At 56.6% G+C, this 19,536-nt stretch carries 20 protein-coding genes; 11 read left to right on the top strand and 9 right to left on the bottom strand.

Features of this window, described 5'->3' with window-relative positions:
* The first annotated feature begins 34 nt into the window (after positions 1-34).
* The 6 genes from GIR22_RS16710 to GIR22_RS26770 all read left to right on the top strand — a co-directional run bounded on the left by GIR22_RS16710 (position 35) and on the right by GIR22_RS26770 (position 5,156).
* Entirely contained in the window at positions 35-835 is an 801-nt protein-coding gene (locus tag GIR22_RS16710; protein WP_154744408.1) for an SDR family NAD(P)-dependent oxidoreductase, read from the top strand.
* Positions 836-964: 129 nt separating this feature from the next.
* Positions 965-1,384: an organic hydroperoxide resistance protein gene (locus GIR22_RS16705; protein WP_154744436.1), complete on the top strand. Its 420-nt coding sequence runs from the start codon at positions 965-967 to the stop codon at positions 1,382-1,384.
* Between the two features lie 79 nt (positions 1,385-1,463).
* Positions 1,464-1,832 (top strand): response regulator transcription factor, encoded by a 369-nt coding sequence (locus GIR22_RS16700; protein WP_154744407.1) that lies wholly within the window; start codon positions 1,464-1,466, stop codon positions 1,830-1,832.
* 84 nt (positions 1,833-1,916) lie between these two features.
* Positions 1,917-2,546 carry a response regulator gene (locus GIR22_RS16695; RefSeq protein WP_178122316.1) on the top strand — a complete coding sequence of 210 codons (630 nt, stop codon included), beginning with the start codon at positions 1,917-1,919 and terminating at the stop codon, positions 2,544-2,546.
* A 137-nt stretch (positions 2,547-2,683) separates the two neighbouring features.
* Complete coding sequence (locus GIR22_RS16690; RefSeq protein ID WP_154744406.1) at positions 2,684-4,009, top strand: epoxide hydrolase family protein; 1,326 nt, start codon at positions 2,684-2,686, stop codon at positions 4,007-4,009.
* Positions 4,010-4,544: 535 nt separating this feature from the next.
* A complete protein-coding gene (locus GIR22_RS26770) occupies positions 4,545-5,156 on the top strand; it encodes a TetR/AcrR family transcriptional regulator (protein WP_154744405.1) in 612 nt (203 codons plus the stop codon).
* 83 nt (positions 5,157-5,239) lie between these two features.
* Here GIR22_RS26770 and GIR22_RS16680 read toward each other — a convergent pair whose 3' ends face one another.
* The 7 genes from GIR22_RS16680 to GIR22_RS16650 form a co-directional block, all read right to left on the bottom strand.
* Positions 5,240-6,205 carry a transporter gene (locus GIR22_RS16680; protein ID WP_154744404.1) on the bottom strand — a complete coding sequence of 322 codons (966 nt, stop codon included), beginning with the start codon at positions 6,203-6,205 and terminating at the stop codon, positions 5,240-5,242.
* Positions 6,206-6,477: 272 nt separating this feature from the next.
* Entirely contained in the window at positions 6,478-7,857 is a 1,380-nt protein-coding gene (locus GIR22_RS16675; protein ID WP_154744403.1) for an MFS transporter, read from the bottom strand.
* A gap of 10 nt (positions 7,858-7,867) precedes the next feature.
* The gene (locus GIR22_RS16670; protein ID WP_154744402.1) at positions 7,868-8,350 is read right to left on the bottom strand and encodes a VOC family protein; all 483 of its coding nucleotides are present in this window, start codon (positions 8,348-8,350) and stop codon (positions 7,868-7,870) included.
* 11 nt (positions 8,351-8,361) lie between these two features.
* On the bottom strand, positions 8,362-9,396 hold the full coding sequence (locus tag GIR22_RS16665) for a zinc-dependent alcohol dehydrogenase (RefSeq protein ID WP_154744401.1): 1,035 nt from the start codon (positions 9,394-9,396) through the stop codon (positions 8,362-8,364).
* A complete protein-coding gene (locus tag GIR22_RS16660; RefSeq protein WP_154744400.1) occupies positions 9,393-10,244 on the bottom strand; it encodes a fumarylacetoacetate hydrolase family protein in 852 nt (283 codons plus the stop codon). The genes GIR22_RS16665 and GIR22_RS16660 overlap by 4 nt, the downstream gene beginning before the upstream one ends.
* A 60-nt stretch (positions 10,245-10,304) precedes the next feature.
* Positions 10,305-11,066 carry an SDR family NAD(P)-dependent oxidoreductase gene (locus GIR22_RS16655; RefSeq protein ID WP_154744399.1) on the bottom strand — a complete coding sequence of 254 codons (762 nt, stop codon included), beginning with the start codon at positions 11,064-11,066 and terminating at the stop codon, positions 10,305-10,307.
* Positions 11,067-11,169: 103 nt separating this feature from the next.
* Positions 11,170-11,940, bottom strand: coding sequence for an SDR family NAD(P)-dependent oxidoreductase (locus GIR22_RS16650; protein ID WP_154744398.1), 771 nt, complete (start codon positions 11,938-11,940; stop codon positions 11,170-11,172).
* Between the two features lie 61 nt (positions 11,941-12,001).
* Between GIR22_RS16650 and GIR22_RS16645 the strand changes: the two genes are divergently transcribed.
* Both GIR22_RS16645 and GIR22_RS16640 read left to right on the top strand, forming a co-directional pair.
* Entirely contained in the window at positions 12,002-12,430 is a 429-nt protein-coding gene (locus GIR22_RS16645; RefSeq protein WP_154744397.1) for a lipocalin-like domain-containing protein, read from the top strand.
* A gap of 281 nt (positions 12,431-12,711) precedes the next feature.
* Positions 12,712-13,614: a LysR substrate-binding domain-containing protein gene (locus GIR22_RS16640; RefSeq protein WP_178122315.1), complete on the top strand. Its 903-nt coding sequence runs from the start codon at positions 12,712-12,714 to the stop codon at positions 13,612-13,614.
* 72 nt (positions 13,615-13,686) lie between these two features.
* Here the strand turns inward: GIR22_RS16640 and GIR22_RS16635 are convergent, their stop codons facing one another.
* Positions 13,687-14,562: a LysR substrate-binding domain-containing protein gene (locus GIR22_RS16635; protein WP_154744395.1), complete on the bottom strand. Its 876-nt coding sequence runs from the start codon at positions 14,560-14,562 to the stop codon at positions 13,687-13,689.
* 366 nt (positions 14,563-14,928) lie between these two features.
* Here GIR22_RS16635 and GIR22_RS16630 point away from each other — a divergent pair, with 366 nt between their 5' ends.
* Genes GIR22_RS16630 through GIR22_RS16620 form a run of 3 tightly spaced genes read left to right on the top strand, consistent with a single transcriptional unit; the run spans position 14,929 to position 18,050 of the window.
* On the top strand, positions 14,929-16,269 hold the full coding sequence (locus tag GIR22_RS16630; protein WP_154744394.1) for an MFS transporter: 1,341 nt from the start codon (positions 14,929-14,931) through the stop codon (positions 16,267-16,269).
* A complete protein-coding gene (locus tag GIR22_RS16625) occupies positions 16,266-16,613 on the top strand; it encodes a RidA family protein (protein ID WP_154744393.1) in 348 nt (115 codons plus the stop codon). Before GIR22_RS16630 ends, GIR22_RS16625 begins: the two co-directional genes overlap by 4 nt.
* A 45-nt stretch (positions 16,614-16,658) precedes the next feature.
* The gene (locus GIR22_RS16620; RefSeq protein WP_154744392.1) at positions 16,659-18,050 is read left to right on the top strand and encodes an FAD-dependent oxidoreductase; all 1,392 of its coding nucleotides are present in this window, start codon (positions 16,659-16,661) and stop codon (positions 18,048-18,050) included.
* Between the two features lie 55 nt (positions 18,051-18,105).
* Here GIR22_RS16620 and GIR22_RS16615 read toward each other — a convergent pair whose 3' ends face one another.
* Positions 18,106-19,533: an aldehyde dehydrogenase family protein gene (locus GIR22_RS16615; protein ID WP_154744391.1), complete on the bottom strand. Its 1,428-nt coding sequence runs from the start codon at positions 19,531-19,533 to the stop codon at positions 18,106-18,108.
* Between the last annotated feature and the right edge of the window lie 3 nt (positions 19,534-19,536).

Below are 19,536 nucleotides of genomic sequence, written 5' to 3'. Positions count from 1 at the left end.
CTATCTCGATACCGCAACCACTCCAGAGAACGAAATGACAAACAATCATCAAGGTACCGCTTTGATCACTGGCGCCTCGTCCGGCATCGGCGCCGTGTATGCCAATCGACTCGCCCACCGTGGCTACAACCTTATCCTGGTGGCGCGCAACCGAGAGCGGCTTAATGAATTGGCCAAACGCATCACTGATGAAAGCGGGCGTACTGTCGAAGTACTGGTTGCCGACCTTAACGACCCTGCTTCCCTAGCCAATGTCGAACGTAAACTAAGGGAAGACGCCAGTATTACCTTGCTGCTCAACAACGCAGGCGTTGGCACCCACACCGCGCTGCTTGACAGCGATGTAGACCAAATGACGCGGATGATCGCACTGAACGTCACTGCGCCTACCCGGCTGACCTACGCCGCAGTGCCCGGCTTCATCGCGCGAGGCCAAGGCGCGATCATCAACATTTCGTCCATCGTCAGCATCTCGCCGGAAATCCTCAATGGGGTGTACGGCGCGAGCAAAGCTTTTGTCACTGCGTTCAGCCACTCGCTCCATAGTGAGCTTGCCGACAAGGGCGTGCGCGTCCAGGCTGTCTTGCCGGGCGCCACCGCCACAGACTTCTGGGCCATTGGTGGCCTGCCCGTAGAACATCTGGACCCTGCCATTGTGATGTCCGTCAGCAATCTGGTCGACGCCGCATTGTGTGATTTCGATGGCGGCGAACTGATCTCTATTCCTTCGCTGCACGCTCTCGAGGCCTGGCAAGCCTATGAAGCCGCACGCCACAACTTGTCGACGCAGTTGTCCAGTAATACCCCAGGTTCTCGCTACAACATCAATCGTTGAACCCTGGAACCCAGGCTGGAACACTTCAGGTTTTCCAGCGTTAAACCAACACGATGGTGTTATAGAAGCCACGCGCTGCTTCTGGTTTGATGACCGCTCCCATTATTGTTCAGGAGTTCTGCCATGCCTATGCCCGTGACCGCCGATAAAGTGCTCTACACCGGTAAAGTCCACACCACAGGCGCCCGTGATGGTCGTTCGCGCAGTGATGACAACCATCTCGATATCCAACATTCGGCGCCCGGCTCTGCGCGGCCCGGCACCAACCCCGAGCAACTGTTCGCGGCAGGCTGGTCAGCGTGTTTCGAAGGGGCGATGCAACTCGCTGCACGCTCGATGAAAGTCAAACTGCCGGAAAAGACCGCCATCGATACCGAGGTCGACCTGTGCAATGTCGACGGCGCCTACTTCCTACAAGCGCGCTTGAACGTCAGCATTCCAGGCCTTGACCGCGAGACCGGTCAGGCACTGGTGGATGCAGCCCATCAGACATGCCCTTACTCGAAGTTATCCCGGGGCAATATCCACGTCGAGATCACACTGGTTTGAGTGCTTCATCACTTGGCACACGGCGGCTTGATTGTGTGTCGACGCTTGCCTGCATGGATCACTTGATGAGGTCTGAACCATGACCCCGCGTGTGCTGGTATCTGTGATCGATAACGACGAGTCGGTGCGCGAATCCTTGCCAGACCTGCTGCGCGAGTTTGGCTATGACGTCGAGGCCTTTGCTTCGGCCGAAGCCTTTCTCGCCTCCGACTGCCTGGACGAGACCAAGTGCCTGATCCTCGATATGGTGATGCCGGGCATGTCGGGGCCGCAGTTGCAGCAGGAGCTGATCTTGCGTCGCCGTGAAATGCCGATCATCTTCATCACCGCGTACGCCGACCGTCAGCGCCTACACTTGCCATTGATCAGCAGAGTCCAGTGTTTGACCAAACCGTTCAGCGACGGCGATCTGTCGATGGCCATGCATGCCGCTCTTAAGGACTCATGAGCATCCGTTCCGCATTCTGCTCCATGACCGCCAAGGACATACAGGCGTCGCGCGAGCCTTCTTGAACCGATTGAGGTGAGCACTGTGTCGAACGATATTCCGTATGTGTTCGTGGTCGACGACGATATTTCGATACGCGAGTCTTTGGAAGCACTGATCAGTTGTGCCGGCTGGCGCCCGGAAACCTTCGCCAGTGCCCAGTCGTTCCTCGACCATCCTCGTCCTCGGTCGCCCAGTTGCCTGCTTCTGGACCTCAACCTCCCGGACCTCAGCGGCCTGGACCTGCAATTACGGATCGCCGCCGACCGTGCCGACATGCCGATCATCTTCATCACCGGCTGCGGCGATGTTCCCCGCAGCGTGCAAGCGATGAAGGCCGGGGCGTTCGACTTCCTGGTCAAGCCGTTCGGTGAAGACGTGCTGCTTAGTGTTATCGAACACGCCATCCAGCGCAGCCACAGTACCTTGGACCACGATGCTGAACTGCAAGTTTTGCGCGCCTCCCAGGCGACGTTGACCCGGCGCGAACACGAAGTCATGGGCCTGGTTGTGGCGGGCTTGTTGAATAAACACATTGGCGTCGAACTGCACATCAGTGAAATCACGGTGAAGGCCCACCGCGGCAAGGTAATGCGCAAGATGAAAGCCACATCGCTGCCAGACCTGGTCAACAAAGTGACACGGCTGCGCGCGGCTGCCGGTGCCCGGCGTTAAGGTATAAGCCGAAGAGATGAGTACGGCTAGAAACGATCGATACCATCGTGCAATTGTTGAGTTTTTCCCGGTTTGTTTTGATGTATGGGCGTTATGCGATTGCATACGCCTGCCAAAACCACACAAGGAGAAAAACAATGTCTGCGGTATTTTCAGCGCCTGTGCGGCGCACCTTGATAGCCGTTTCAACGACTGCCGGCGCCCTTGCGCTGGCCTTGCTCGCAGCCCCCATTTACGCGCAGAACAACCCGGTTGCCGGTGTTACTGCGACTGCCGGGAAAAGCGAGGCTATTCGGCCCTTCAACGTGCATATTCCAGAGGCGGCCGTGGTGGATTTGCGCCGTCGCGTGCTAGCCACCCGCTGGCCGGATCGCGAGACGGTCAATGACCAGTCCCAGGGCGTACAACTGGCCAAACTGCAAGAACTGGTGAAGTACTGGGGCACCCAGTACGATTGGCGCAAAGTCGAAACCAAGCTCAACGCACTGCCGATGTACGTCACCCAGATCGACGGCCTCGACATCCAGTTCATCCACGTCAAATCCAAGCACCCGAACGCAATGCCGTTGTTACTGACCCACGGCTGGCCGGGTTCAATCCTCGAGCTGACCAAGGCCATCGGTCCACTTACCGACCCGACGACCCACGGCGGTGTTGCTGAAGACGCCTTCGACGTGATTATTCCCTCGATGCCTGGCTATGGCTTTTCGCAGCGCCCGACCACCACCGGTTGGGGGCCTGATCGTATCGGCCTGGCCTGGGATGTGCTGATGAAGCGCCTGGGTTACACCCGCTATGTGTCACAGGGAGGCGACTGGGGCTCGGTGGTTGCCGACGCCATGGGCCGCCAGGCACCCAAGGGCTTGCTGGGCATCCACGTGAACATGCCGCCGACCGTGCCCGCCGACGTCGCCAAAGCGATCAACGATGGCACACCACCTCCCGCCGGTCTTTCGCCTAAGGAAAAAGCCGCGTTCGATTCCCTGAGCACCTTTTTTGGGAAAAACGCCGCCTACGGCGCGATGATGGTCACCCGCCCGCAAACCGTTGGTTATGGCCTGAGCGACTCGCCGGCCGGCCTTGCCGCGTGGATGTTCGATAAATTCAACCAGTGGACCTACAGCGGCGGCGATGCAGAAAAATCCCTGACCAAGGATGAGATGCTCGACGGCATTTCGCTGTACTGGCTGACTAACAGCGCGATTTCATCGGCACGCCTGTACTGGGAAAACAATACCAACAACTTCAACTCCGTCGAGCAAAAGACCCGCGAGATCAAGATCCCTGTGGCAGTCACCGTGTTCCCCGGCGAAATCTACCAGGCCCCGAAAACCTGGACCGAGCGCGCTTACCCCAACCTGGTCTATTTCAATGAAGTCGATAAGGGTGGCCACTTCGCAGCCTGGGAACAACCTGAACTGTTCGCCAAGGAACTGCGCGCGGCGTTTCGTTCAGTGCGTTGAGCACCCTGACCTTTAGGCGACATCTCGCTTCGGGAGTCCATAAGCCGGCTGTTCAGGCGGCGCAAGGATGAACTATTAGTGCACCTTGTCCTTTACCGAGTTGTTCGCCGAACGGGAGTTCTCGCAAGCCAGCTTCAGTTGCTCATGAGCCCTTGGCGCCATCGGCGCTGTCATCATGGCCCTGTACGTTTCGCACTCGGGAGTATCTGAGGCTGGCTGGTTAGGCTGGACAGTACTTTCTTCAGATGACGCACAACCGGCAAGCGCTACCAAGGCTACAGTCGCAATTAAAGTTCGCATGTGATCCCTCCGCTTAAAACGTGACTGTAGCACTGGGAAGAGTGAAATAAAAAACCGGCTTTTTGTTTTCGGGTTTTCATATTTCTTTCATAACCGTGGGTCTAGGGTGATCCCGGCTCCGTGTAAAAACCTTTAAGCCCGCCTTCTGCAGAAGCCACTGTACGAGACCTCTATCCCATGCCTAGATTTGTATCGCCTCTTTTATTCGCCCTCGCTATGGGCCACAATCGCCGACATGCCTAGAAATGACCCTCCAAACACAGCAAAAGCCCCTCTTGAAAACCCTGTTTCAAGAGTCCAGGCTGGGCGCCCTCGTTCAACCGAGGTGGATCAGCGGATACTCAATGAAACCCTCGATGTCATTTCAGAGAAGGGGTTTTCTGGCGTAACGGTCAATGAAATTTGTTCCCGTGCAGGAATTAGTCGGGCTACGTTCTATCGGCGTTACCCAAGCCCCGCAGAAGCGCTCGCAGACGCAATTAATGCTAACTTCAAATTCGATGCCCTGCCTCATTCTGAAGATCCCGTCGAATATCTTCTGGAATTCGTCCAGTCCATGGAACGGTCTTATTCCGACCCTCGCATTGCTCCTGCCATTGGCTTTTTGATAAGTGAGTGCAATGCGAAACCCAATGTTTACGAGCGACTGCTGGCGGGAGTGAGCGAGCGGCGCGTTCACGTACATAACGCACTCACAACGACCGGAATAATATCCGAACCTCCTCCTCATATTGATTTGGAGGAGATCCTCGTCATCCTATCCTCGCTTGCATGGACTGCCTCGGTGACTCGACGAAAACTGGACCCGGACGTTATCAGGACAGTCATAACAAGACTTGTTTTATAACAACCGCCAATAGTGCGCACCGACCAACAGATGCAGAACCCAGCATGTGAGCCGCCATCAAGCTTCTACTGATTGACGAAGGCTCAAAGAGGAAAGCCTAATGTAATTAAAAACTCGGTCACCGAGAGTGTATTTCGCGCTTGAATGGGCGCACTAAACTTAAATTTTACCGTAGAAGGTGTTCCAGGAATTGCGTAGGCGACCACAGGCCCTCCGCGTATTTCCCGCAGCCTGCTCCCATGTTTCCCGACAGTGCGCCCCTCCATTTTGTCATCGTCGAACTGATAATTCATAAATGCTGTCAGCCCATACTGCCAACGACCATTACGAATACTTGCGGCAGTGTCAAAACTCCAAACCGTGCCACTTTCATATGACGTATGCCTATTTTTAAAAGCATAACCCGCTTGCACTCTTGCCGAGTACTCAATGCCGTCACCCAAAAAGCCAGGCTGGGTCAAGTAACTTACGGCCATGCCAGGAATCGCATAATGGGTTCCTCTGCCAGGCGTAAGGTTTTTATGCTGATCGTAATCACCGAGACCGAAAATCATCGAGTAGGCAACCTGGGCAGTTAGACCATAAGGCAATGGACTGCCTTGAACCTCATTGCCAGTCGCGCCAATCACCCCAAAGTTTTTACTCCATTTTATAATATCCAGGTAAGGATCTATCATTCCCGTAAAGCTTTGCTGATCACCGTTCAATTCAAAGTTTCCGGCCACGTTGTAGCCAAGCCGTACTCCCGAAGCAATGGTGCCGCCCAGCCACTGTTGCGGGTATACGTATTGCACGGAAAGGTAAGTCGCCAAGGCGTAGGCGTTTACGCTTGCTTGTGGTTTTTCTTTACCATCATTGCCATGGGAAGCATGGGTAGAAGACCTCTGTGTTGCGATGCCGCCATAAAACCCCGGTTTACTGGGAAGGTAAGCCGTTCGAATATCCGAGCCACCCAGTGAAGGACCATTTGCACAGTATGCAATCGATGGAAGCAAGAGCAACAAACTTATCGTAGAACTTGCAACAACTGCGTTTACTTTCATTGCCATAACACGAATCCCCACGTCATTTTATTTTTATTAATCGTTGGATAAACCATGTCTTTATTTACTTAAAACCAATAGCAGAGCGCATCACTTCACAGCTCGCAACAACAAGCAACTCAAAGCCCGCCAACCACTTGAATACCCTAAAGAGATAAGTACCCAGCAAGAATACTTATTGACGCACACGCCCCCGCCATCAGGCCAACCGTGCAAGTACTGGCAACACGGCAACCACTCGAATCTATAAAGACAGGGGCGAGGACGACTTAATTACTCTATTGGCATTTATTTTTCTCAACAAAGTACATCCCTACAAATCCGATCAACAACAATGCCACCAGCGCCACAAAACCAATCTGTTGTGTTCCACCCCATGCGGTCACAACACCTACTAAAGCAGAGCCCAACCATATCGTCACTGTTCCAGACAGTGCATAAAGCCCAAACCAACTGCCAATAGTTGCGGGGGTGGCGAGGTTGGCAAGCATTGATCGGCTAGACGCATAACAAGCGCAAGTACCGATCGCGTTCAAGCACCCTATCGCGACGAAGGCAATCTCGGGAAGCGTGGTGAACATTGGTCCATCCCATACAGGACCGCCCTCATAGGGAAAATAGAGAAACCTGTCCGGCGCCATGCCGATGAGCATGACCTGTCCGATAATAACGATTGCCAATTCAACCTGGATTGCCCGGCGAATCCCGAGCATCCGGTCAAGTCGTCCACCGACAAGGCCACCAATAGCCAGGAAGCAACTGACGAGTATCCCCAGCGTCGTGAGTTCAAGGGCTTTCCATTGCATAACCCCAGCGGCATAGACCCCAGTAAAAAGCAGGATCGCCGTCAGCCCATCCGCATAGATCATTCGCGAGAATAGGAAAATCGCCATTGGCCGGTGGTTGGTCAGCGTTTTCAGTGTGGCCTTAAGCTGGGCGAACCCTTCGCTGAGCCTGGTTCCAACGCCAAGCGGTGCATCGTGCCCAAACAGAAATAACGGCAGGACTCCCAAAGCCATTACCACCGCGACGATGGGACCGACTATTCGCTCAGTCTCATGCGTGGCGGCCGACAGCCCAAAGAGCGGAACCCCAGGCAACCATGCTGCCGACATCTTGACGGGCAAGGCAAAGGCCCAGAGCACGAAGGCGAGCAAAGCAACCGAGATAGCACTGCCCAATGCGAGCCCCAACCCTGATGTTGCCGAGATCCGCGTCGATGGTGAGGCAAAAGGGAGCAGTGAATTATGAAGCACTTCACTGTAGGAGAACAAAACCGCAGCCAGGAAGATGATCGCACAGGTCATGCCAAAACCAAGACCGTCTGGAGTCGCCCACCACAGGCTCGCACAACACAGCGCCAATGCAGACGTAATCACCGCGAGCATCGGCTTGCGCCGGCCAGCTCGATCCATAATGGCACCGAGCAAAGGGGCTGTTAGAGCCCCGAAGAGACCGTAGGCCATGATGAGCTTCGCGACGACCTCCTGACCTTTGACAGGATCCCCAACCAATACCGTCGCGAAATAAGGGATGAAAATATAGACTTTTATAAGGATGACATAGGGTGTGCGCACGCCTTCATACAGAGCCCAGGCCCGGGCAGAATTTGGCAGGCGGGAGGCAGTCACTTGATCGCACGCTAAGGTAGTAGTCATCGCAGTGCACCTAATTCGTCTGGCCGGCGATGGCAATCAATCGTTCATTCTCTGCGAGAATCGCTTGGGGCGATGCGTCGAGATTGATCGGCTTGCCGAAAGGTTGGGGGACATCTATCCCGGTTTGCCAATAGATCTCCATAGGATTTCCTTCGGGGTCGGAAAAGTAGACACCTATCGCATTGCCGTGGGTGATGACCATGCTGATCGGCGACCCGTATTCCAACAGGCCTCGATAGAGTAACTGCAGCGATGGCAAGTCTTTCACACGCCACGAAATCTGGTTGATCAACTTTGTACCGCGCGGAGCAGTACGCCCCTTTGCAAGCACGATCTCATGATGCTCAACATCGGGACGCGACGAGAGGAAAATCGCACCCAGTTCAATTGCCTCATCGGTGAGAATGAGGCCAAGCACCCGCGTATAGAAATCACGCATAACCTCAAGGTCTTCAACGTAAATTCCGGTATGGCCAAGTTCTACAATGCCCATGATTCTCTTCCTCAGTTCACGCCAATATTGGGAGCAAGCAGTACCTTGAGTTGTGCGCCCTGAGGATCAAGCAGCGCATCGAACATCGCATCGGCCTGGTCAAGAGGAACAATTGCTGTCACGATTTCTTCGGCTCGAATACGGCCGGCAGCGAGGTGCTCGATTGCCTCCTCCAACTCCTCCTGGGTACAGCTGGCCGAGCCGACGATCTCCACTTCTTTTTGCACAACCGAATATTGGGAAATGACAACAGACGCCTTGGGCACACCCTGCAAAACAATCCGCCCGGTATAGGCAATCAGCTCGACAGCTAGCCCCATGGCGTCGACATGGCCCGAACATTCAAAGATGACCATCGGGCGCCGCTCACCCAAGGCTGCAACGCCAACTTCATTAACCTGACGCAGGTCAACCGTGCGATAGCCCGACTTTTCCATCAGGCTGCGCCTCGCGGGGTTAGGGTCCACAAAAACGATATTGATCATGCCGCGGGCTTTGAGCGCGGCGGCAGTCATTGCCCCAATCGGCCCAGCGCCGAGAATGCAGATAGCATCGCCTGGTTTGGCAGCGGATTTGTTAACCCCATGAAAGGCGATCGCCAGTGGCTCGGCAATGCCCGCCTGGTCGAAACTCAGGCCTGGAGGAATTCGATGCAGCAATGTTGGGCTGACAACGATGTATTGCGCATAACCGCCCTGAGCGACGCCATGGCCGAGCGCGGAATCGAGGTGGTCAAGACACAAGTAATCGCGGCCTGCAATGCACATCTCACAGCCCCCACATGGGCTGCCATGGTAGAGCGCAACAGGCGTGCCCTCCTGCCAGCCTGTCACCCCCTCGCCTACTTCAGCAACCGTGCCGACAATTTCATGCCCCAGCACACTACCCACTGCCCAGCGCGGATTCAGGCTGGTACGGGCTACCAGATCGGTTCCACAAATACCGCATCTTTCGACCCTCACCTTGACCGTACCAGGTTGCGTCGCGGGCTCTTGAATCTCGACCACTTCGATTGTCCGATCAAGCGAAATACGCGCAGCCTTCATACAATTTGCTCCTGGATAACGGGGTTGTTGAGCGTCCCAATACCTTCGACCCAGCTACTCAGAGTGTCCCCAGGCTTCAGGAAAATCGGTGGTTTGCGTGTGGCACCGACCCCCTCCGGGGTTCCAGTGAAAATCAAGTCCCCTGGGTAGAGGGGTACCAGATGCGAGATGTACTCGATCAATTGCGCGACCGAGAAAATGAAGTCACTCGTGCGTGATGCCTGCATCGTCACGCCGTTGACCGCACAACCGAGTGCAAGATCATTGGGGTCTTCGAACTCGTCGGGGGTAACAATGACAGGACCCACCGGCCCGAACCCCGGGAGCGACTTGCTCATCGAAAACTGTGGCATCGGCCCAAGACGTTGTAGCTGACGCTCCGAAATGTCCTGCCCAACTGAAAGGCCGGCGACATAGCTCCAGGCGTCAGCGGCCAGAACGTTGCGTGCAGCGCGCCCCATGACGACCACCAGTTCGACTTCCCAGTCGACCCGCTCGTGGCGGATGGCGATTGGGTCACACGGACCGGTGAGGCAACTGGCAAACTTTGTAAAGATCAGCGGCTGCTCGGGTGGAGCAACGCCTGCTTCAGCTGCATGCGCACGGTAGTTGGCAGCAATGGCAAAAACCTGCCGGGGATGCCTCACCGGCAATTCAAGAGCCTCTGGGTTTATGGGTACATAGATGTCATCAGGCAGGCCCTGTGCCCAATGACGCAGAGCCTCCCAGCATTCGAACAACAGGTGTGGATCGGCAGAGAACTGGCCTGCCGAAGAGGTTGCAATATCGACACCGCGCCCATCGATTGTCACCAACCACGCCCGGCCATTGATTGAACCCAGTCGCATTGTGCTTACTCCATTGTTATTATGATACACAACGTATCGTATTGTGATTTTGCCGTCAACTCACCACGGCATGGTCATACCGCCATTGGGACGAAGAATTTGTCCGGTCACGAAATTGGCCTTATCGGATGCAAGATAGAGGCACTGATGCGCTATATCTTCGGGTGTGCCGACACGGCCCAATGGCGCACGCTTGATCCAATGTTCAAGATAAGCGGCCTGGTCGCCCTGCCCCGTTCCAGCCGCCTCCATCGACAAAGCCGTCGGCACGAATCCGGGTGCGACGGCATTTACGCGAATGCCGTCAGCACCAACCTCATTGGCAAGCACCTTAGTCAGCATCGCAATGGCTGCTTTGGATATTGAGTAGCTGGCATTGGTTGGAATAGCCAAGTCGATGGCCGAGGACACCATGTTGATAATCGCACCACGCCTGGCCGCGGACATCGCTGGCAGTACCGCCTGTGTGCAGTAGAGCGTGCCCTTGAAATTGACTGCAAAAATGCGCTCAAACGCCGATACGCTCATCGCCTCGATACGCTGCCCAGAACTTGGAACGCCTGCGATGTTTGCGAGGATATCGACACCTTGCGTGGCAAAGACTTCGAACACACTGCGCACGGCGGTGCGATCCGTGACGTCAAGGCAAGCAGCTTCGCCGCCGATAGTCGCCGCCAACTCGTCCACCGCCTTGCCATCCATATCGACACAAAGTACATGGGCACCTGCTGCCGCGAAGAGTGTTGCAGTCGCTCGCCCAATACCCGAGCCCGCGCCCGTCACAATGGCGCGCCGGCCAGCGAGAGAAAGTTGATTGATCATATGAACTCCGAATGAGAGGCAAACAACCTATTGCTACGACCAGTCCCACTGAACCAGCCAGCCAATGCCTCGTGCCAACGCGCCAGACGGTGAACCTGGGCACTCACCATGGCATCGACATCCCACCATTGGTGCGAAGCGTCTGCCCAGTGACATAACTCGCCGCATCGCTTGCGAGGTAGAGGACCTGGGCAGCGACATCGTCGACCGAGCACAGCTCACCCAGTGGAGACTTGGCGCGCCACCAATCGAGATACCGTTCACGCCCTTCAGGATCATTGGCATACCGAACGAGACTGAGGTCGCTGGGAACGAAGCTTGGTGCGACAGCGTTCACACGAATCCCATCGCTGGCGACTTCCGCAGCCAATATCTTGGTCAGCATCGAAATGGAGGCTTTGGCGACGGCGTAACTTGCAATACCGGCCGGGGCAATGTCGATCGCCTCCGAGCTCATATTCACAATAACCCCGCCGCCCACTTTGCGAAGATGGGGAATCGCCGCTTGGCAGCCGTATAAGACACCACCGAAATGCGCCGCGAACATGGCATCGAACGCATCGTCATCTATGTCCACGACCCGTTGCGACCGCCCAGGTACTCCCGCCAGGTTGCACACAATATGCAGGCCATCAACCGCCACGCTATCGATGGCCGCAATAACGGCCGAACGATCAGTAACATCAAGAGTGACCGCCCTTGCGCCTATTTTCCTGGCAACTATTTGCGCCGCTTTCTCACGTATATCGGCGCAGTACACCTGCGCCCCTGCCAACGCAAGAGCAGTCGCTACCGCTTCGCCAATCGCACCGCCGGCGCCAGTGACAAATGCCGTACGCCCATCGAGGCGCCAGGAATCAAAAGGACTGGTCATTCAACTGACTCCCGTGATAATTATATTCGATACAAACCGTATCGATATAAGGAAAGTCGCAATGCCAAATGAAAACTTCATCGGTGTCTGGCAACTGATTGACTATGTGGTGCAGATGGAGGACGGCACGTGCCTCATGCCATTGGGTTCGACGCCCTATGGCGTTGGAATCTATACCCCGGATGGTTGGATGTCGGCCCATCTGATGCGCAATGACCGAACGCCGTTGGGAGGTAAAAAGCCGGGAGTAGATGCGATTCCTGCTGACATTTTGTCTTTGATGGTCAGCGGTTATATCGGCTACGCAGGGCGTTACACCGTCGATCACAACGCCGCCACCGTTACTCATCATGTCGAAACGGCTTTGCTGCCCGACTGGGTCGGAACCAAGATGGTTCGCGAGTTTTGCTTTGAACGAGAAATACTTGTTCTGCGTCCTCCGCAAGTGGGTGGCGCGGCCTCGGTACTGCGGTGGCGACGCGCTAGCTAATAGATTCATAGAGTCCTCTTTTTCACCAATTTCGATACATAACGTATCGAATATAAGCCAGCATAAAATACCCACGTCAACCGGTATTTTTTCGACTTATCACTCTCGATTCATTGGGAAAATAGTTACGCAAGGCGGGTGAGCCGATCGCCACTTAGGTCGATTGGTCAGGCCGTGATAGAGTCAATCAAGCACTAAGCCCTTATGATTGGCGGGTGAGCAGAAGATCAACCAGGTCGTCTGCTCACCCTACTCCCCGTGTTTTGTCAGCAGGTGCCTGTGTGGACATCAAGCAACTCAAATTCCTGATCGCCCTGGAGCAGACTCGTCACTTCGGCCAGGCTGCTGCGCGCTGCCATATCACCCAGCCGACTTTGTCCATGCGCTTGCGCAACCTGGAGGATGAGTTAGGCCTGGAGCTGGTCACCCGTGGCCAGCGCTTTGAAGGTTTTACCCAGGCCGGCGAAAGGGTCCTGGCATGGGCCCGGACCCTTCTGGCAGCCCATGACGGCCTGTTCGCCGAGGCCGCTGCCTGCCGTGGCCAACTGGTGGGTAACTTACGTCTGGGCCTGGTGCCGCTGAGTGGTTTTAACCCGATCAATTATGTGCAGGGGCTTTCCCACACATTTCCCGAGCTCAAGTTCAGCCTGTCTTCCATGAGTTCGGACCGGATCATCGAAGGCCTGGGCAATAATCAACTGGATCTAGGCATTTGCTACCTCGATCATGTCAGCTCCCACCTTCTGGATTTCTTCGAACTGGGAGAGACCCGTGTCGGCTTGCTGTACGACACGCGCCACTTCCAGTTCGAAGGCAGCGAAATGAGCTGGGAAGACGCTGCCCAGCTGCCTTTGGGGATGATCAGCAACGGCATGCACTATCGCAAATCCATTGACCTGAGCTTTCGCAGCCGCGGCCTCGACCCACAACCCATCCTTGAGACTGACTCGACCCACCAACTATTCCAGGCGATTCATGAAGGCTTTTGCTGCTCGATCATGCCCCTGGACGGTGGCTGGGAAAAGCCGATTGAGACCCTGGGCTTCATCAACCTCCCGGATGCCAGTGTCCTGGCGCCCCTGGGGTTGGTGATGCGCAAGACCGAGCCGCGCTCGGCCATTGCCGAGAAGTGTTTTGCCGAAGCCAAAAGGCTGTTTGGCACAGGGGGCAAGGCCCCTCAATAACGAATAAGCATCCTGGCGATCATTCTCCGGACGGTCAGCAAAAACCAGAACCTCGTGATACCTGATAGCAACTCAACTGCCTTGGTTCGACCGGACCATCTCGAGAAAGGTCTCAATGATCCGGCGCGTACCCTGGGTACGCAGGCACACCAGAGTCTCGGTCATGTACCGTTGGCAATCCACAATTGGCAAGCTTCGCACGCTGCGATTGCCACCGAACTCCGCCGCCGAGACGATACCTACCCCCAGCCCGCCGGCGACTGTATCAAACACCGCCTCACGTCCTTCCACTTCGATGGCCGGACACACGCGTGCACCGACGCGCTTCATCTCTTCCTCAATCGTCTGCCTGGTCATCGAGCCCCGTTCGCGTAGTACCAACGGTGTGTCATCTAGGTCGGCCAAAACAATAGACTCCCGTGTGGCCCAAGGGTGTGCCGGCCCGACGAAGGCCACCAGCGGGGCCCTGCTGAGTACATGACAGATGAGTCGTTCATCTTCTATCGGACGGCCGAGCACAGCGAAATCGGCCTTGTATTCGAACAGCCGCGACAGCGCTTCGTCGGTATTGCCGGTCACCAAACTGAAGCGAATCGCCGGGTAGCGCTCAGTGAACAGAGCAATAAACGGCAGTACATGCACCGGAGAGTCGACCGCCAAGGTCAGGCTGCCAGCCTGTAACGCCTGTGAGCTGGACAGCAGCTCTTGCGCCTCGGAGGCCACGGCATAGAGCCGTTGGGTGATTCCAAGCAACTGCTCACCTAGCTCGGTGAGCTGTACTGAACGCTTGGTACGGTAGAACAGCAGCACGCCGAATTGCTCCTCCAGCTTGCGTACTTGGTCGGAAACAGCCGGCTGACTGAGAAACAAGTCCTGCGCTGCACGTGTAAAACTTCCCTGCTGCGCGACCGCATGGAAGGCCCGTAGCTGGGCGTTGGAAACGGCCATATTCCTTCCTATAAATAAGCTGTGATTATTTTAGATATACTATAAATCGATTTTATTTATTACCTGCAACTTGTTTCTATCACCTCCAGCACAGCAGCACACGCCGGAGATGATCATGAACAAAGCCAAGTTCTCGCCGCCTCCAGCAAACCTCAAGAATTTGTAGTACGAGACCAATCCCGCAGTACTCAACCATGGACGTCGCAGGGCGGCACCACCTGGCTGCGTAGCGAGTAAGGAAGTAGTTGCTCGCGGGTCCCGTTACATCTGGATCTGACCGTTCAACAGAACGGTGCAAGAAGTGCTTTTACAAAAAAAATCGCAAGTCATTGAACTGCAAGCACATTTAATTCAGAGGGCCGTGACATGAATCATACGACCGACTTATCTCCCTTCAAGATCAGCAGCCGCAAGCGTTGGCGTTTACAGATTTTCGCCATCACCTGGCTGGCCTATGCAGCCTTCTACTTCACTCGCAAGGCCTTCTCGGTAGCCAAGCTGGGCATCGGCGACGACCCCGATTTCATGATGGAAAAGGCCGTAATGGCCAACCTCGACGCTCTGTATCTGGGTGCCTACGCTATTGGCCAGTTCACCTGGGGTATCCTCGCCGACCGTTTCGGCCCACGCATCGTGGTTTTCGGCGGGCTATTGATCTCGGCCCTCGCCGCTGCCGCCATGGGCACCTTCGCCACCCTGCCGATCTTCGCCACCTGCATGGTGGTGCAGGGCTTGGCGCAGTCCACCGGCTGGTCCGGCCTGTGCAAGAACATCGGCAGCTTCTTCGCCACCCATGAGCGCGGCCAGGTATTCGGGCTTTGGAGCACCTGCTACGCCTTCGGCGGCCTGGTGGCCTCGCCCTTCGCCGGCTGGTTGGCCTATGAGGTCTATGGCGATTGGAGAGCGGCGTTTATTTCCACTGCAGCAGTGGTGGCCGCGGTCGCTGTTCTGTTTTTAATCTTCCAGCGCAACACGCCGCAAGATGTTGGTTTGCCGCCAATCGAGCCATTGAGTGCGGAGGACGCCAGCAATGGCCAAGCGCGCCCAGGTTTTGTCTTCTGCCTGCAAACCATCATCAAGAATCGCACCATACTGGTGCTCGGCCTGGCCTACTTCATGCTCAAGCCAGCCCGCTATGCCATCCTGCTCTGGGGCCCGGTGATGGTCTACGAACGCATGCCGGAGATCGGCAAAGTTGCTTCCGCCGTGGTACCCACCGCCTTCGAGATCGCCGGTTTGGCCGGGCCCATCCTGATCGGCTTGCTGTCGGACAAGGTTTTCGGCGCCCGCCGCTTCCCTGCCTGCGTGATCAGCCTACTAGCGCTGACCGTCAGCCTGGCGCTGTTTGTGCCGGCGCTGCAGACCGGCAGCGTGCTGGTGGTGGTCGCCCTGTTGTTCATGATGGGCCTGACCCTGTATGGACCCGACTCGATGATCTGCGGCGCTGCCGCCATCGACTTCGGCAAGGGCTCCGCCGGTACTGCGACAGGCTTCGTCAACGGTTGCGGCTCGATCGGGGCCGTGCTTGGCGGCCTGCTCCCTGGCTACTTCGATACCGAGACGGTATTCATCTGCTTCACCGTCTCCGCTCTGATCGCCACAGCGATGATGATCCCGCACTGGAATAGCCGCCCACAAGCCCAGCAGCCAGGCCTCGCTGACACAAAACCCTATTCAACGCTTCCCAAAAGCTGGAGAGCTCCATGAGTATTGAACGTTTTGAAATCGCGCAACGCCGCTCAGAGATGGTTGTGCACGACAATACCGTTTACATCGGAGGTCAAGTCGCCGAGGACACCCAGGGCGATATAGAAGCTCAGACGTTCGAGATTCTGGTCAATCTCGAGCGCTTGCTGCTCAGTGCTCGCAGCGACCTCAAGCGCGTGCTCTCGGTACGTATTCTGCTGGCCCACAGGGATGATTATGAAGGGCTCAACCGGGCTTGGGATAGCTTCTTCCCTGAGGGACATGCCCCCACCCGTGCCTGCACTTTGGCCGAACTGGTCAACCCGGATTGGCGAGTGGAAATGATCGTAATCGCTGCACGCTGATACCGCCCACCGGACTCTTCCAACCCAATATATCGGAGGCTCTCCATGAGACCTTACTGGCTCGACAGGGCGCTCGCACAAGACACCTCTGGGCCATGCCCAGCCTTGCAACAGGACACTCAAGCCAATGTCTGTATCGTCGGCGGCGGTTATACAGGCTTGTGGACGGCCATCATGCTTAAGGAGCAGAACCCCGAAATCGACGTGGTCATCATTGAAGCTGATATCTGCGGCGCCGGTGCCAGCGGGCGCAATGGCGGCTGTGCATTGTCGTGGTCGGCAAAGTATTTCACTCTTGAGCGACTGTTCGGGGTCGAGGAAGCAGTGCGTCTGGTCAAGGCTTCAGAGCAGAGCATTTATGCCATCGGCGAATTCTGCAAAAAGTACTCGGTGGATGCCGATTACCGTCTCGACGGCACGCTTTATACGGCGAGTAATCCAGCACAGGTCGGTGCAACTGACGGGGTCATAGCAGCACTGGAGCGTAACGGTATTAACTCGTTCAGCAAACGCGCATTGGTCGACGTGCAGAGTATGGCCGGCTCGAACAAACACCTGGAGGGCTGGTTTTCACCGGCGGCGGCTAGCGTACAGCCTGGCAAGCTGGTGCGTGGTATGCGTCGGGTAGCACTAGAGTTGGGTGTGCGGCTTTATGAAGGCACACCGATGAGAGAGTTGGAAGAAGGCAAACCCGCCACTGTGGTAACGCCCCATGGTCGGGTCAAGGCAGACCGTGTAGTGCTGGCCATGAACGCTTGGATGGCTCGCGCTTTCCCGCAGTTCGAGCGCTCCGTAGCAATAGTCTCCAGTGACATGATCATCACCGAACCGCGCCCAGACCTGCTGAAGAAAATGGGCCTGACCTCCGGTGTGTCCGTCCTCGACTCACGGATATTCGTGCATTACTACCACAACACTCCGGATGGTCGGATCATGCTCGGCAAGGGTGGAAACACCTTCGCGTATGGTGGCCGCATGCTGCCGGTATTCGACCAGCCTTCGCCCTATGAGAGCCTGCTGTGCAGTACCCTGGCTGAGTTCTTTCCGGACTTCAAAGGGGTCGCGATCGAGTCCTCCTGGAATGGCCCATCAGACCGTTCGGCCACAGGTTTACCGTTCTTCGGTCAGTTGAACCAGAGCACTAACATTTTCTATGGGTTCGGCTACTCAGGCAGCGGCGTCGGCCCCTGCCATATGGGCGGGCAAATTCTGTCCTCGATGGTGCTTGGAGTGGATAACGAGTGGACCCGATCACCACTATTGAAGGGGCCTCTTGGCTATTTCCCGCCTGAGCCGATTCGTTATCTGGGCTCACTGCTGGTGCGTAACGCAATCCGTCGCAAGGAGAATGCTGAAGACCACGGACGCCGCCCTCGCCGCCTGGATATCGGCTTGGCGAAGTTTGCGGCGGCGGCCGGAAAGGCTGACAAAGGTTGAAGCGAGCCACCGTTAGCTCCAGGCGGCCACACGCGCCTGGCACCCAGGGGCTCGGCTACACGGTCGGCTGAAAACCGAACATCGATTTCAATTCCAGATACTCCTCCAACCCATGCACGCCCCACTCCCGACCATTGCCCGATTGCTTGTAGCCACCGAATGGCGCGCCGTTGTCGGCCTTGCTGCCATTGAGGTGGACCATACCTGTGCGCAAACAACGGGCCACACTGCGGGCGCGCTCCAGGGTGCCTGCACTGACATAGGCTGAGAGACCGTAGGGGCTGTCATTGGCAATAGCGATGGCATGGCCTTCGTTGTCGTAGGGAATGATGACCAACACCGGTCCGAATACTTCTTCCCGGGCAATCGGCATGTCCGGGTGAACGTCAGCGAACACCGTTGGCTTGACGTAATAACCCTGAGTCACCCCATCGGGACGGCCAACGCCGCCACACACCTGCCGTGCGCCTTGGTCCATGGCGGCACCTATCAAGGCCTGGACCCGCTCGAACTGCGCGAGGTTGGCCAGTGGGCCCATGGCCGTGTCCGGGTTGCTGCCGTCGAAACAGATGTGAGCAGCCACTTCCCTGGCAATCTCCACCGCCCGGCCTTGCAGCGCTCGTGGGATTAACATCCGGGTCGGTGCATTACAGGACTGCCCGCTGTTGCGAAAACAGCTACTGACCCCGTGGCGTACGGCGGTGTCGATATCGGCATCGGCAAGGATCAGGTTGGCGGACTTGCCACCCAGCTCCTGGGATACCCGCTTGACGGTGTCTGCTGCGGCCTTGGCCACGGCGATACCTGCGCCAGTGGAGCCGGTAAACGAAACCATGTCGATATCAGGATGACGGGCGATACCGTCACCAATGGTCGGGCCGTCGCCATTGACCAGGTTGAACACCCCTTTGGGCACGCCAGCCTTATGCAGGATATCCGCCAGTAGCATCGCTGACAGCGGCGCTTTCTCGCTGGGCTTGAGCACCATGGTGCAGCCAGCGGCCAGGGCGGGTGCGAGTTTGCAGGTGAGCTGGTTCAGTGGCCAGTTCCAAGGGGTGATCAGGCCGCAGACGCCAATCGGTTCGCGACTCACCAGGGTGCTGCCGTGAGGTCGGTCGAAAGGGTAATCGCGCAGGACATCAAAGGCCCGTTGCAGGTGCCCCAGGCCCGCCGGAACGTGGGCACTGCGGGCCAGTGACAGCGGTGCACCCATCTCCTGATGTACCAACAAAGCCAGGGCCTCGCTGTGCTGGCGATAACCGTCGATGATTGCCGCCAGCAATTCCAGACGCTGCTGGCGCGACCATTGCCCATAGCACGCAAATGCGCGCTTTGCCGCCGCCACCGCCTGGTCGAGATCTGCGCGGGAGCCCAGGCTGATCGTGGCGATGGCGCACTCGGTGGACGGATCGATCACCGCCAGGGTTTCAGCGGCACAAGGTTTGACCCATTCGCCGTCAATATAGAAATCCAGATAGTTCATCGA

This window comes from Pseudomonas karstica (assembly GCF_009707515.1).
In the GTDB taxonomy this organism is placed as follows: domain Bacteria; phylum Pseudomonadota; class Gammaproteobacteria; order Pseudomonadales; family Pseudomonadaceae; genus Aquipseudomonas; species Aquipseudomonas karstica.
This window is presented reverse-complemented; position numbering and strand designations above follow the sequence as displayed.

Bases quoted from the DNA above. Each gene is read 5' to 3' on its own strand.
- GIR22_RS16705 (WP_154744436.1), top strand. From the start codon at position 965: ATGCCCGTGACCGCCGATAAAGTGCTCTACACCGGTAAAGTCCACACC.
- GIR22_RS16670 (WP_154744402.1), bottom strand. From the start codon at position 8,350: ATGGGCATTGTAGAACTTGGCCATACCGGAATTTACGTTGAAGACCTT.
- GIR22_RS16615 (WP_154744391.1), bottom strand. From the start codon at position 19,533: ATGAACTATCTGGATTTCTATATTGACGGCGAATGGGTCAAACCTTGT.
- GIR22_RS16690 (WP_154744406.1), top strand. From the start codon at position 2,684: ATGTCTGCGGTATTTTCAGCGCCTGTGCGGCGCACCTTGATAGCCGTT.
- GIR22_RS16635 (WP_154744395.1), bottom strand. From the start codon at position 14,562: ATGGCCGTTTCCAACGCCCAGCTACGGGCCTTCCATGCGGTCGCGCAG.
- GIR22_RS16645 (WP_154744397.1), top strand. From the start codon at position 12,002: ATGCCAAATGAAAACTTCATCGGTGTCTGGCAACTGATTGACTATGTG.
- GIR22_RS16620 (WP_154744392.1), top strand. From the start codon at position 16,659: ATGAGACCTTACTGGCTCGACAGGGCGCTCGCACAAGACACCTCTGGG.
- GIR22_RS16710 (WP_154744408.1), top strand. From the start codon at position 35: ATGACAAACAATCATCAAGGTACCGCTTTGATCACTGGCGCCTCGTCC.
- GIR22_RS16660 (WP_154744400.1), bottom strand. From the start codon at position 10,244: ATGCGACTGGGTTCAATCAATGGCCGGGCGTGGTTGGTGACAATCGAT.
- GIR22_RS16700 (WP_154744407.1), top strand. From the start codon at position 1,464: ATGACCCCGCGTGTGCTGGTATCTGTGATCGATAACGACGAGTCGGTG.
- GIR22_RS16650 (WP_154744398.1), bottom strand. From the start codon at position 11,940: ATGACCAGTCCTTTTGATTCCTGGCGCCTCGATGGGCGTACGGCATTT.
- GIR22_RS16630 (WP_154744394.1), top strand. From the start codon at position 14,929: ATGAATCATACGACCGACTTATCTCCCTTCAAGATCAGCAGCCGCAAG.
- GIR22_RS16675 (WP_154744403.1), bottom strand. From the start codon at position 7,857: ATGACTACTACCTTAGCGTGCGATCAAGTGACTGCCTCCCGCCTGCCA.
- GIR22_RS16665 (WP_154744401.1), bottom strand. From the start codon at position 9,396: ATGAAGGCTGCGCGTATTTCGCTTGATCGGACAATCGAAGTGGTCGAG.
- GIR22_RS16655 (WP_154744399.1), bottom strand. From the start codon at position 11,066: ATGATCAATCAACTTTCTCTCGCTGGCCGGCGCGCCATTGTGACGGGC.
- GIR22_RS16680 (WP_154744404.1), bottom strand. From the start codon at position 6,205: ATGGCAATGAAAGTAAACGCAGTTGTTGCAAGTTCTACGATAAGTTTG.
- GIR22_RS26770 (WP_154744405.1), top strand. From the start codon at position 4,545: ATGCCTAGAAATGACCCTCCAAACACAGCAAAAGCCCCTCTTGAAAAC.
- GIR22_RS16625 (WP_154744393.1), top strand. From the start codon at position 16,266: ATGAGTATTGAACGTTTTGAAATCGCGCAACGCCGCTCAGAGATGGTT.